Below are 12,229 nucleotides of genomic sequence, written 5' to 3' on the forward strand. Positions count from 1 at the left end.
CTCTAACAATTTGAAGCTTTAAAGACATACTGTAATCGCGTTGGGTGCGTTTTACATAATTTATGTTTTCTTCCATAACGATCTTTTTTGTGTATCGCTATTTCAGGACGGGACATAAACCATAAAAGAAATTGTTCCCAAAGCACAAGAAGTAATTAGTTATCAAATGCCTGCATACAAATACAACGAAATTTTAGTGGGTTTTGCCGCTTTTAAAAATCATTGCAGTTTTTTTCCTTGGAACTCCAAAACAGTTGAACAATTCAAAGAAGAATTAAAAGATTTTAGTGTATCAAAAGGAACCATTCGTTTTACCCCTGAAAAAACTATTCCTAATGCACTTTTAAAAAAAATTATTGAAGCAAGAATGAATGACAATTTAAGCAAATCCAAAAACTCTTAGTCAATTGCTGTTTTATAGGTTGGGTCTTCCAGAATATTGACATCTATAACCTTATCTGCATTTTTTAGCAATGTTCTACAATCAACGCTTAAATGCTGCAAATGAACTATTTTATTGAGTTTAGCATACCGTTCAGTGATTTTATTTACGGCATCAATTGCACTCATATCCGTAATTTTGCTTTCTTTAAAATCAATGATTACTTCTTTTGGGTCAATTGAAACATCAAATTTTTCGGTAAATGCTGTTGTAGATGCAAAAAATAAAGGCCCATATATTTCATAATGCTTCACTCCTTTTTCGTCAATATATTTCTTGGCACGAATTCTTTTTGCACTTTCCCAAGCAAAAACCAAAGCAGAAATAATTACTCCAATTAAAACGGCTAAAGCCAAATTGTGCAGTAAAATGGTAATTAATGCGACAACCACACCAACAAAAATATCATGTTTGGGCATTTTATTGATAATTCTAAAACTAGCCCATTCAAACGTTCCTATTGCTACCATAATCATGACGCCAACCAAAGCTGCCATAGGCAATTGCTCAATTATTGGAGCTCCAAATAAAATAATCATCAGTATTGTCGACGCAGCAATGATACCGGATAAACGAGCTCTGGAACCTGCTGAAAGGTTCACCAACGTTTGCGCAATCATAGGACAACCACCCATCCCAAAGAAAAAACCATTTAAGATATTGGCACTTCCTTGTGCAATGCATTCCCGATTTCCGTTTCCTTTTGTTTCCGTCATTTCATCAACTAAATTTAACGTCAATAAACCTTCTGTTAATCCAACGGAAGCCATAATTAAAGCATACGGAAATATAATTTGCAACGTTTCTAAACTCACTGGGATTTTCGGAATGTGAAATGGTGGAAAACCGCCACTTACTGAAGCAATATCTTTGACTGTTTTAGTTTCGATACCAAAGAAAAAAACCAAAGCAAAAACAACTATTATCGCTATTAATGAAGCAGGAACAGCTTTAGTAACTTTAGGAAAAAACATTATAATTGCAATTGTCAAAGCAACCAAACCCAGCATAATAAACAAGGGACTTCCAGAAAGCCATTGAATTTGACCCTTGACAATGGTTTTGAATTGTTCCATTTGTGACATAAAAATGACTACCGCCAATCCATTGACAAAACCAAACATTACTGGTTGTGGTACCAAACGGATAAATTTACCCAGTTTAAAAATACCAACGAAAATTTGTAAAATCCCTGCCAAAGCAACTGCTGCAAAAACGTATTCTAAGCCATTTGATTTCATCAAAGCAATTAAAACAATCACCGTTGCACCTGCTCCTCCAGAAACCATTCCTGGTCTTCCTCCAAATACCGCAGTAATCAAACCCATAATAAAAGCGGCATACAAACCTGTCAAAGGAGGAAAACCGGCCAATATAGCAAAAGAGAGTGATTCAGGAATCATGGTCATGGCAACCGTTAATCCTGCTAAAATTTCTGTTTTATAATTGACTTTCTGTTTGAAATCGAAAAAATTAAAATACTGTTTCATTTTTTTATGTAGCCATTTGAAAAACAACATCGCTTCGAAAGAGTAAAATTTCGAAAAGAAGTCAATAAAACAATACGCAATTGGAAAAATTAAAATTTAAAAATAATAGAAAAAGAGGCAATAATACCCTTTTTAATAAGAGCAGTAAAAGTAAAACTTTTTAGGCGTTGTACAAAACAGAAAATGGAATTGCTTAAATTTGGCAAAAAAACACCTAAATCCTGTTTTTATTTCGATAAAAAATTACACTATGAAATTATTCTTTACTTTTCTTTTTTCAATACTATTGAATGTTGGTTACTCACAATCAACCAATGAATATTTAGAAAAAATTAGAAATAATGAAGCTGAATTAACCGCTTTCTTTTCTCAAATGCCAAAAGGAGGCGATTTACACCACCACTATTCCGGATCGATTTATGCGGAACCTTTATTGGAACATGCTATTTCCGAAGATTTTTATCTGAATACTGAAACTATGCAAGTCCAAAAAGAAAAACCGGCTACTGGGAACTGGGAACAATTTTCATCATTGAAAAGCCGTGGAGAATTAGATGTATACAAGCAAAAAATCATGCAAAAATGGTCTGTAAAAGATTACAATCATGTTGATTATCCTTCGGACAAGTTATTTTTTGAATCATTTATGAAGTTTGAACCAGCAATCAGAGGTAATTTTGGACAAGGAATATTGGAACTAAAAAACAGGGCCATTACTGAGAATGTCAGTTATATTGAAACGCAATTATCTACGATTCCTTGTGCTATGAACACGGATGATTTGACCCAATTCAATACTCGATTGAGACAATTGGCAAAAGTAAAAGATGAAAAAGCAATTATAAAATCGTTGGATTCTGTTTACAATACTTTACTGCAAAAAGATGCTACATCTTACGCCACTGATTTCAATACAAATTTTGTAGCCAAACTTCACAATGACCTTAAAATTGATGATGCCCTTTTCACGATGCGCTATCAAAATTTTGTATTGCGTTTCATGGAACCCGTTGATTTATTTAAAAATCTGGTAATTGCTTTTATCTCGGCTGATAGCAGTCCGCTTATGGCGGGCGTAAACATTGTTTCTCCTGAAGATGGCGAAACGTCCATGAAAGATTATTGGTTGCACATGGTTATGTTTAAATATTGCCATTCCCGTTATCCAAATGTAAAATACACGCTACATGCCGGTGAACTTACCCTGGGATTAGTGCAACCCGAAGACCTGACTTGGCACATTAATGCTGCGGTTTACATTGCTGGAGCAAATCGTATTGGTCATGGCGTAGATATGGCCTATGAGCAAAATTCTTATGATTTATTGCGCTATATGGCTAAGAAAACAATTCCTATTGAAATAAATTTAGCTAGTAACGAATTCATTTTGAAAGTCAAAGAAAACCGTCATCCGTTGCTATTGTATAAGGAATTTGATGTCCCAATTGTCATCAGTACAGATGATGCAGGAATATTAAGAACCAATATGACAGAGCAATATGTACTTTTAGCCAAAAGATACAAAGACATAACTTATGCTGATATTAAACAGTTTGTTTACAACAGCATCAATTATAGTTTTATAAAAGATACTTCCGTCAAAAAACAATTGCTGAAAAATCTCGATTCCCGATTCAAAACCTTCGAAGCCAATTATCCTCTAAAAAAATAACTATTCGAACACTTTCAAAATATTTTTTAAAATAAAAGTCCCATTTGGGGCTTTTTTATTGCAGTTTAACGATTTTCCAAAAATAATAAAACTTCTAATTTTTAATTTTAATACATTTGACACTACCTACTTAATTACTATGTAGTTACGCCCTTAAAAATTATTTATACATTAGCATTTATTGATTTAAATTGTTTATTAACAGGATAAATTATTGCACATGAATAAATCTTTAATTTGGTATTTAAGGAGACACCCTATACTATATAAAATCCGATTTAGATTGCTATCTAAAAACACATCTAAGAATCGGATTGAAAATTTTTGTTACAATCACATTAATAAAATTGCCGATATTCCCCAAATCTATTTTGAGTTAAACCCTTTCATTTTAAAAAAAACAAAAGTCGTATTAAGTGATCTTGATAAAGCAATAAAAATAGCTATTTGGCTTAGAAATAATTGCAAAGGCGGGCCGGGATTGGGAAAATCATCCACATTGGTATTAAAAAAAATGATTGGTGGCGAAGGAGGTGTTTGTAGTGATTTTTCGCAAGTATTCAATAATTTTTGTGTCATAAACGATTTAAAAGTTAAAGAGTGGGGATTGAAGATACAATCAAATGATCCCTGCATCAAAGGCGGACATTCTTTTAATGAAATTTATTCCAAAGAATTTCAAAAATGGATTTTAATCGATGTCGCTAAATCAATACTTTTTCATCCTATAAATCCAACAGTTCCATTGTCAGTTTTTGATTTGATCCAATCAAAAAAGGAAAATAAGGAAATCTATTTTTCGAGTTTTAATGCAAAAAACACGCTTGACTGTAAAAGAATAACTGCCTTATATTTAGCTTCAAATTCTTCTCCTTTTGTAATCACTAACTATTGCAACAAAACATATGACTCTTGTTTGGACACATTAAAATTTCTTCCGGAATCCATTATTCATGGAATACTATTTCTTATTGGAAAGAGCTATGCTTTTGAGTTTCCAAAATATAAATAAAAAACAACTTTCAATTAAAAACTGTGCCTTATAAAAACAAAAAAAGCCCCAAATCTGGGGCTTTTTTGTTTTTAGTTTTCTTCTTCTTCCGTGCTATGGGATTTTGAATAGCCTCTCCATTTTTCAATACAATCCTGAAAATCCTGTGGGAGTTCCGTATCAAAACGCATCATCTCTCCAGTTACAGGATGTACAAAGCCCAAAGTTTTGGCATGTAAAGCCTGTCTTGGCAACGCTTTGAAACAGTTTTCTATAAATTGCTTGTATTTGGTAAACGTAGTTCCCTTTAGAATCAAATGACCGCCATAACGCTCGTCATTAAAAAGTGGATGTCCTATGTGTTTTAAATGTGCCCTAATTTGGTGTGTTCTTCCTGTTTCCAGTTGGCACGAAATCAACGTTACGTAACCAAAACGCTCCAACACTTTATAATGTGTCACAGCAGGTTTCCCTATTTCCGGATCAGCAAAAACCGCCATTTGCATGCGATCTTTCAGGTGACGCGCTAAGTTTCCTTCAATTGTCCCTTGCTCTTCAACCACATTTCCCCAAACTAAAGCTATATATTCTCTTTCAGAAGTTTTTGCTTCAAATTGTTTGGCAAGATGTGTCATAGCCGATTCGGTTTTGGCAATAACCAATAAACCCGAAGTGTCTTTGTCAATTCTATGCACCAATCCTGGACGTTCGCTGCTGTTCATTGGCAAATTATCAAAATGATACGCCAAAGCATGCACCAAAGTTCCCGTGTAATTCCCATGACCGGGATGCACCACCATTCCTGGCAATTTGTTTATCAATAACAACGCCTCATCTTCATAAACAATATCAAGCGGAATATTCTCCGCAATAATATGGTTTTCATAAGGCGGATGCGTAAGCATAACGCGAACCACATCATTGGCTTTCACTTTGTAATTCGACTTCACTGTGGCGTCGTTTACAAAAATATTTCCTTCGGTTGCAGCGGTTTGTATTTTATTCCGAGTTGCATTTTGAATTAACCCCATCAGATATTTATCAATTCGCAAAGGCGCTTGCCCTTTAGGAACTTCAAATCTGAAATGTTCAAATAACTCTTCTTCTAAATCTATTGTATCTATATTATTGTTCATTTGCTGGTGTTGCTGCTTCTGGTGTCGCTAAACTATCTACTACTGTGCTCTCATCTACATAACTGGCTTTTCCGTCTCCCAGAACCAAATCAATTTTGGATGATTTCAATACTCTGTCCCCTACTTTCAGGTTTCTTCCTTTGTAACGCATTTCCAGAACCATATCTTTTCCAAGATTAGGAATATAAGTAACAGTTCCTTCCTCAAGCCCTAAAGCTTTCAATGTTGGTACCGCTTCACGATATGTTTTTTCAATTAAATCAGGAATTTTCACGGATGAAAACCCCGAAGCATTAATTTTAATATATACTTTTCTACCTACTTTTACTTTCGTACCAGGCAATGGATCTTGCTCCACCACACTAAATTTTGGATAATCCCCTCTAAAATCTACACTGTCCAAAAGCACATAATCTAAATCCAACTCATCCAGTTTATCTTCCACCTGCTCCTCTGTCAGCTTGCGCAAGTCCGGCACTGAAATTTCATGACCATGGTCTGTTGTAAAGGTCAACCAATGCATAAATAAGTAGCCCAAAACGGCAATAATGGCAAGAGCAGATACTGCTTGTAGAAAAAAGACACGGCTAGTAAGATACTTACGTAAACTCATAAATTTATTTTTATATGTGGCAAAGATAAAGCTATTTCGTTTCAAAAAAAATGATAATTTTGTTTAGAATACGTTTAATCGATTAATCGATTAAACGTTTAACCGATTAAACGTATAAAATGAAAAACATTGCCATCATCATGGGCGGATATTCCAGCGAGTATAAAATCTCACTTATCAGCGGAAACGTCGTATATCAATTTCTTGATAAAACTAAATACAACGGATTCCGAATCCATATTTTCAAAGAAAAATGGGTTTATGTTGATGCCAATGATGCCGAATTTCCTATCGATAAAAATGATTTTTCAGTAACCGTAAACGGAACTAAAATTACTTTCGATTGTGTTTTCAATGCCATTCACGGAACTCCGGGCGAAGATGGATTAATGCAAGCCTATTTCGAATTGTTGCAAATTCCACAAACATCTTGTGATTATTACCAAGCTGCATTAACGTTCAACAAACGTGATTTATTGTCGGTTTTAAAACCATACGGAATAAAAACGGCTATTTCCTATTACTTAAACAAAGGGGATATTATAAATACCGAAGAAATTGTAACTAAATTAGGTTTACCTTGTTTTGTAAAACCCAATAAAGCGGGTTCCAGTTTTGGAATTTCCAAAGTAAAAACTGCCGCCGAATTGCCAATCGCAATCGAAATGGCGTACAAAGAAGACAACGAAATCATCATAGAAAGTTTCCTTGATGGCACCGAAGTTTCTGTAGGAGTAATCAATTACAAAGGAAAAACAATTGTTTTACCAATAACTGAAATCGTTTCTGATAATGATTTCTTCGATTATGAAGCCAAATATTTGGGTAAATCCCAAGAAATCACACCGGCAAGAATCTCAGATGAAATGACTCAAAAAGTAAACGAAATAGCAAAGCGTGCTTACGAAGTCCTAAAAATGAAAGGCTTCTCCCGTAGCGAATTTATTATTGTAAACGGAGAACCGCACATGCTGGAAATGAACACGATTCCGGGTCTAACCACCGAAAGTTTGATTCCGCAACAAGCCAAAGCTGCCGGAATTTCATTGGAAGATTTGTTTACTAATGCTATAGAATTAGCTTTAGTTTAAAGATAAAACAAATGAGAAAAGCTATATTCCCAGGTTCATTCGATCCCATCACACTAGGTCATGAAGACATCATCAAAAGAAGCATTTCTTTATTTGATGAAATCGTAATTGCCATTGGCGTCAATGCCGAAAAAAAATACATGTTTACACTCGAAGAAAGAAAACGATTTATCGAAGAAACATTCAAAAACGAACCTAAAATTTCGGTGATTACCTATGAAGGTTTAACGATTGATTTGTGTCATAAAATAAAAGCCGACTTTATACTTCGTGGCTTGCGCAATCCCGCCGATTTCGAATTTGAAAAAGCAATTGCTCACACCAACAGACGCTTATCAAAAATTGAAACCGTATTTTTATTGACTGCAGCACGAACTTCGTATATCAGCTCCAGCATTGTGAGAGATGTAATTCGCAATGGCGGTCAATATGAAATGCTTGTTCCTGATGCGGTTCGAGTTAAATAGTACTTGCGGAAACAAAAGATATAAATTTGTAAAAGGGCTATTTAGCCTTATTTTCGCCAAAAATAAAAGCCATTAAACATGAGTATAGAAAGAGACTTAAATAAACGCAGCGGATCGAAATGTGAACTTTGTGGTGCAACAGAAAACCTAAAAGTATATCAAGTATTACCAACCAAAAAAGGTGGAATTGACGAAAGTATTTTAGCTTGTAGCACCTGTATTGATCAAATTGAAAACTCAGATAATGTAGATTTAAACCATTGGAGATGTTTAAATGATAGTATGTGGAGTGAGCATACTCCAGTACAAGTTGTAGCATGGAGAATGTTAAGTCGTCTTCGTTCGGCAGGTTGGCCTCAAGAATTATTGGACCAAATGTATTTAGACGAGGATACTTTAGCTTGGGCGCAAGCTACAGGTGAAGGTGAAGATGATGAAAATAAAGTGATTCATCGTGACAGCAACGGAGTAATCCTGGAACATGGAGATTCAGTAGTTTTAATCAAAGATTTGAAAGTAAAAGGCTCAAGCATAGTGGCCAAACAAGGAACTGCAGTTCGTAACATTAGACTGGACCATGAAAATGCGGAATATATTGAAGGAAAAGTTGATGGTCAGCAGATTGTAATTATTACACAATACGTGAAAAAGATATAGTCATCAGTAGCCAGTTTTTAGTGGTCAGTGACTTCATCATAGCAAAAAATCGTTAACAGTAAATTTGATTTACTATTAACGATTTTTTTTATTGTTAATTTTTTTACTGCTCACTAAAAACTGAACACTGAATACTAATTCTCCTCTTCTTTCTTAATCACTTTTCTGGCAACTTCAATTTTAAACTTTTTGCCTTTCATTTTTTCGTCTTTAATGGCGTGCAGTAAATCTTTTACTTTATTGAATTTGACCGCTGCAAACGAGATGAAATCTTTCACTTCAATCAATCCTAAATCACCTTTCTCCAATTTTCCTTTTTGAGAAAAGAAACCAACAATATCAATTTTATTCAGTTTATTTTTCTTCCCACCGCTGATGTAAATCGTTTGAAATTCTGGTGGTTTTGGTAATGAAGTGGAGTTTTCGATTTTCAAAGCTTCCATCCCATAATCGATGTAATCCATTTTTTTCTCACTCTCGTGAGCAATGATGTACGCCGTTCCAGAAGCCAACATACGTGCCGTTCTACCGTTTCTATGGGTAAATTCGTCTTCTTTGGATGGTAAATGATAATGAATTACGTGATTCATTTCGGGGATATCAAGTCCACGAGCGGCCAAATCAGTAGTGATTAAATAACTCACACTTCCATTTCTAAACTGGATTAAAGCGCGTTCTCTCTCATCCTGATCCATTCCGCCATGATAGTAGGTGGCGTAAATTCCTTTTTCGTTCAACGTGTCGCTGATGCGTTCGGCTGCATCACGATGGTTACAAAAAACAATTGCCGATTGCGATTTCAACGAACAAATTAAATTGAACAAACTACCTATTTTGTCTTTTTCCTTAGAAACGACCATTTTCATGGAAAGATTCGTTTCTTGCACATTTTCTGGAATAAAATCCAGAATCGTTGGGTTTACGACTCTTGTATATCTTGGAATCTCAATATCGGAAGTTGCAGATACCAAAACACGTTTATTCAATTTGGTTAATTTCCCAATGATAAATGACATTTGCTCATGGAAACCCAATTGTAATGATTTGTCAAATTCATCCAGAATCAACGTTTGGATTTTATCCACTCGGAAAGTTCCTCTGTCAATATGATCTGCAATTCTTCCCGGCGTTCCTATTAAAACTGCTGGTGGATTGCTTAAATTCTTAATTTCGGTATCAATGGAATGTCCGCCGTAGCACACATTTACTTTATAATCAGTTCCCATTTTTTTCCAAACTTGTTCAATTTGCAAACCTAATTCACGAGATGGAACTAAGATTAAACATTGAACTGATTGAATTTCGGGTTGTAACATCTCTAAAACAGGCAACAAAAAAGCTAGGGTTTTCCCAGAACCTGTTGGAGAAAGCAATAAAACATTATTATCATTCAGGATAGCATCTTGCGCTACTTCCTGCATTTCATTCAGGCTTTCGATGCCTAAATTCAAAAGTATATTGTTGGAATGGTGTTTCTTATTCATTTTGCAAAGGTAATTAAAAAATGAAGGGACAGTTCGCGAACTGTCCGTACTAAAGTAAAAAATATTCAATTTTTAGTAATGCGTCGTCGGTGAACAGTTTAGCAGAGGAGAATCCCAGAGTTTCAGAAGCGGTTTTTTGATACTCTTTGTAATCTTTGTCAAAGTTTTTTAACTTTGACAAAGATGAAAAAATACAACGCATTCTGTAGATTACAACTGTAATGTGAACACTGCTCCCGCGTGAAGGATAGCAGCTAAGCACCAAGTGCTGCGGATAGCCTGACAGCAGTAAAAAAAGGGGCTAATCTAATGTTGATTAGCCCCTTTTTATTACTCCTGGCACGCCCAAAATGGCATTAATTTATGAATGAAGACTCTTTTCTTCTTCAAACAATAACTTAATGTTCTCGTAGGAATTTTTTAAAGCTTCCTTAATTTGTTCCGGATTCATCCAAGCCACTTTTTCGATTCCTTCTTCTAATTGTCCTTGAGGAGTACCTTCAAAATCAGATTGCATTTCGAACCAATGTGTAATTTTCAATTTATATTTTCCATTTCTTTTAAAAACGTGGTAGGTTTTTTGAAGTTTGTGAGATATTGTCAGACCATTTACACCAGTCTCCTCCTCTACTTCTCGCATGGCGGTGGCTTCTATTTCTTCTCCTTTTTCGATTCCACCTTTAGGTAAATCCCATTTTCCGTTTCTGAAAATGAATAAAACCTCCCCTTTTTTATTGTATACTAAGCCTCCTCCCGCTTTGTTTACAGGGATTTTTGCTTTCAAAGTCTTCATAATCTCCTTTTCATCAGGGTGATATAAGTAGGCTTTTTGAATTTTATTCTGAAATATTTTTACTATAAGTTGCTCTATGTCAATACTTTCTAATAAAAAAAGTTGAAAATCCGTCTCCTTAGAGATGTGATTTGTCAAAAAAAGTGGTTTGTCGTTAACAAAAACTTTATACATTTGTACTATGATTTTTAATAAAGAAACAGCCGAAAAAACAGCCGAATTGCTTTTGCAAATAAATGCAATTAAATTGAATCCAGGAAATCCTTTTACATGGGCTTCCGGATGGAAATCTCCTATTTACTGTGATAACCGATTAATACTCTCATTTCCAGCCATAAGAAATTATGTTCGGGATGAGTTTGCCAAAAATATTGAAAAACAATTTGGCAAACCTGATGTTATTGCCGGAGTTGCCACAGGAGCAATAGGAATTGGAATGCTAGTTGCAGAGAGTTTAGGATTACCATTTGTGTATGTTCGCCCAGAAGCAAAAAAACACGGAAGATTAAACCAAGTGGAAGGTTTTTTACAAAAAGGACAAAATGTTGTCGTTGTAGAAGACTTGATCAGTACTGGAAACAGTAGTTTACTAGCCGTTGAAGCTTTGCGTGCAGCAGGAGCTAACATAAAAGGGATGGCAGCCATTTTTACCTATGCTTTTGATGTTGCTGACCAGAATTTTGCAGCTGCAAATATTGATTTGTTTACCCTTAGTAATTATACGAATTTATTAAATTTGGCTGTTGCCAAAAAATATATTACCGAGGAAGAAGAGCAAACCTTGAGAGAGTGGAACGTGAGTCCATCAACTTGGAATATTGAAGTTTAAAAATTTAAAAACACAATCCGCTAAACTATGAACTTACAAAGTCCAAAAGTTACTGTTCCTAAATCAGCTCAAGATTTATTTGATTTATTGAGCGATGTAAGAAATTTCGAAAAATTAATGCCGGAAACTATTGCTAAATTTGAAGTTATTGGTGACGATGCATTCATTTTTGGATTGAAAGGTATGCCGGAAATAAAATTGAAAATGAAAGAAAAAGTAGCGCCAAATAAAATTGTTCTAGGAGCTGCAAGTGATAAACTTCCATTTACTCTAATCGCAAATATTGATGCTATTTCAGATAATTCAAGTGATGTACAACTTGATTTTGAAGGAGATTTTAATCCTATGATGGCAATGATGATAAAAGGGCCTATTGGAAAATTTATCGAAACATTAGCTACTAACATGGCAAAATTATAAAAACCAGTTTTTAAAAATAAATTAAAGGAGGCTGTCCGAAAAGTAATTTTCGGGCAGTTTTTTTTGTTTATTACTTTGATTCTTCGTATTTTTAAGTACCAAAATCAGCGATTATGCAGCCAGTTTTTAAACCTCATTCGGTTC

At 34.7% G+C, this 12,229-nt stretch carries 13 protein-coding genes; 8 read left to right on the top strand and 5 right to left on the bottom strand.

The window, feature by feature from the left end; genetic code table 11:
• Positions 1-130: 130 nt before the first annotated feature.
• Positions 131-403, top strand: a complete 273-nt coding sequence (locus tag ACM55I_RS15990) for an iron chaperone (RefSeq protein ID WP_416847847.1) — start codon at positions 131-133, stop codon at positions 401-403.
• On the opposite strand, the gene ACM55I_RS15995 is transcribed toward ACM55I_RS15990, so the two are convergent.
• Positions 400-1,932, bottom strand: coding sequence for a SulP family inorganic anion transporter (locus ACM55I_RS15995; RefSeq protein WP_416847834.1), 1,533 nt, complete (start codon positions 1,930-1,932; stop codon positions 400-402). The genes ACM55I_RS15990 and ACM55I_RS15995 overlap by 4 nt on opposite strands.
• 250 nt (positions 1,933-2,182) lie before the next feature.
• On the opposite strand from ACM55I_RS15995, the gene ACM55I_RS16000 reads away from it, so the two are divergent.
• Both ACM55I_RS16000 and ACM55I_RS16005 read left to right on the top strand, forming a co-directional pair.
• Positions 2,183-3,604 (top strand): adenosine deaminase, encoded by a 1,422-nt coding sequence (locus ACM55I_RS16000; RefSeq protein WP_416847835.1) that lies wholly within the window; start codon positions 2,183-2,185, stop codon positions 3,602-3,604.
• Positions 3,605-3,824: 220 nt separating this feature from the next.
• Entirely contained in the window at positions 3,825-4,616 is a 792-nt protein-coding gene (locus tag ACM55I_RS16005; RefSeq protein ID WP_416847836.1) for a hypothetical protein, read from the top strand.
• Between the two features lie 71 nt (positions 4,617-4,687).
• Here ACM55I_RS16005 and ACM55I_RS16010 read toward each other — a convergent pair whose 3' ends face one another.
• Complete coding sequence (locus tag ACM55I_RS16010; RefSeq protein ID WP_416847838.1) at positions 4,688-5,731, bottom strand: RluA family pseudouridine synthase; 1,044 nt, start codon at positions 5,729-5,731, stop codon at positions 4,688-4,690.
• Positions 5,721-6,344 carry a PASTA domain-containing protein gene (locus ACM55I_RS16015; RefSeq protein WP_416847839.1) on the bottom strand — a complete coding sequence of 208 codons (624 nt, stop codon included), beginning with the start codon at positions 6,342-6,344 and terminating at the stop codon, positions 5,721-5,723. Before ACM55I_RS16015 ends, ACM55I_RS16010 begins: the two co-directional genes overlap by 11 nt.
• Before the next feature lie 119 nt (positions 6,345-6,463).
• Between ACM55I_RS16015 and ACM55I_RS16020 the strand changes: the two genes are divergently transcribed.
• The 3 genes from ACM55I_RS16020 (at position 6,464) to ACM55I_RS16030 (ending at position 8,559) form a co-directional block, all read left to right on the top strand.
• Positions 6,464-7,435 (top strand): D-alanine--D-alanine ligase, encoded by a 972-nt coding sequence (locus ACM55I_RS16020; RefSeq protein ID WP_416847840.1) that lies wholly within the window; start codon positions 6,464-6,466, stop codon positions 7,433-7,435.
• A gap of 11 nt (positions 7,436-7,446) precedes the next feature.
• Positions 7,447-7,902 carry a pantetheine-phosphate adenylyltransferase gene (gene coaD / locus ACM55I_RS16025; protein WP_416847841.1) on the top strand — a complete coding sequence of 152 codons (456 nt, stop codon included), beginning with the start codon at positions 7,447-7,449 and terminating at the stop codon, positions 7,900-7,902.
• Positions 7,903-7,980: 78 nt separating this feature from the next.
• On the top strand, positions 7,981-8,559 hold the full coding sequence (locus ACM55I_RS16030; RefSeq protein ID WP_416847842.1) for a PhnA domain-containing protein: 579 nt from the start codon (positions 7,981-7,983) through the stop codon (positions 8,557-8,559).
• A 134-nt stretch (positions 8,560-8,693) separates the two neighbouring features.
• Here ACM55I_RS16030 and ACM55I_RS16035 read toward each other — a convergent pair whose 3' ends face one another.
• Positions 8,694-10,043: a DEAD/DEAH box helicase gene (locus ACM55I_RS16035; RefSeq protein WP_416847843.1), complete on the bottom strand. Its 1,350-nt coding sequence runs from the start codon at positions 10,041-10,043 to the stop codon at positions 8,694-8,696.
• A gap of 361 nt (positions 10,044-10,404) precedes the next feature.
• Positions 10,405-11,010, bottom strand: a complete 606-nt coding sequence (locus tag ACM55I_RS16040; RefSeq protein WP_039109649.1) for an NUDIX hydrolase — start codon at positions 11,008-11,010, stop codon at positions 10,405-10,407.
• 7 nt (positions 11,011-11,017) lie between these two features.
• Between ACM55I_RS16040 and pyrE the strand changes: the two genes are divergently transcribed.
• Both pyrE and ACM55I_RS16050 read left to right on the top strand, forming a co-directional pair.
• Positions 11,018-11,665 (top strand): orotate phosphoribosyltransferase, encoded by a 648-nt coding sequence (gene pyrE / locus ACM55I_RS16045; RefSeq protein WP_416847844.1) that lies wholly within the window; start codon positions 11,018-11,020, stop codon positions 11,663-11,665.
• A gap of 27 nt (positions 11,666-11,692) precedes the next feature.
• The gene (locus tag ACM55I_RS16050) at positions 11,693-12,085 is read left to right on the top strand and encodes an SRPBCC family protein (RefSeq protein ID WP_416847845.1); all 393 of its coding nucleotides are present in this window, start codon (positions 11,693-11,695) and stop codon (positions 12,083-12,085) included.
• The last annotated feature ends 144 nt before the right edge of the window (positions 12,086-12,229 follow it).

The sequence above is a fragment of the Flavobacterium algoris genome (assembly GCF_048158525.1).
In the GTDB taxonomy this organism is placed as follows: Bacteria; Bacteroidota; Bacteroidia; order Flavobacteriales; family Flavobacteriaceae; genus Flavobacterium; species Flavobacterium algoris.

Coding starts and splice junctions, on each gene's coding strand:
- ACM55I_RS15995 (WP_416847834.1), bottom strand. CDS start 1,932: ATGAAACAGTATTTTAATTTTTTCGATTTCAAACAGAAAGTCAATTAT.
- ACM55I_RS16000 (WP_416847835.1), top strand. CDS start 2,183: ATGAAATTATTCTTTACTTTTCTTTTTTCAATACTATTGAATGTTGGT.
- ACM55I_RS16005 (WP_416847836.1), top strand. CDS start 3,825: ATGAATAAATCTTTAATTTGGTATTTAAGGAGACACCCTATACTATAT.
- ACM55I_RS16010 (WP_416847838.1), bottom strand. CDS start 5,731: ATGAACAATAATATAGATACAATAGATTTAGAAGAAGAGTTATTTGAA.
- ACM55I_RS16015 (WP_416847839.1), bottom strand. CDS start 6,344: ATGAGTTTACGTAAGTATCTTACTAGCCGTGTCTTTTTTCTACAAGCA.
- ACM55I_RS16020 (WP_416847840.1), top strand. CDS start 6,464: ATGAAAAACATTGCCATCATCATGGGCGGATATTCCAGCGAGTATAAA.
- coaD (WP_416847841.1), top strand. CDS start 7,447: ATGAGAAAAGCTATATTCCCAGGTTCATTCGATCCCATCACACTAGGT.
- ACM55I_RS16030 (WP_416847842.1), top strand. CDS start 7,981: ATGAGTATAGAAAGAGACTTAAATAAACGCAGCGGATCGAAATGTGAA.
- ACM55I_RS16035 (WP_416847843.1), bottom strand. CDS start 10,043: ATGAATAAGAAACACCATTCCAACAATATACTTTTGAATTTAGGCATC.
- ACM55I_RS16040 (WP_039109649.1), bottom strand. CDS start 11,010: ATGTATAAAGTTTTTGTTAACGACAAACCACTTTTTTTGACAAATCAC.
- pyrE (WP_416847844.1), top strand. CDS start 11,018: ATGATTTTTAATAAAGAAACAGCCGAAAAAACAGCCGAATTGCTTTTG.
- ACM55I_RS16050 (WP_416847845.1), top strand. CDS start 11,693: ATGAACTTACAAAGTCCAAAAGTTACTGTTCCTAAATCAGCTCAAGAT.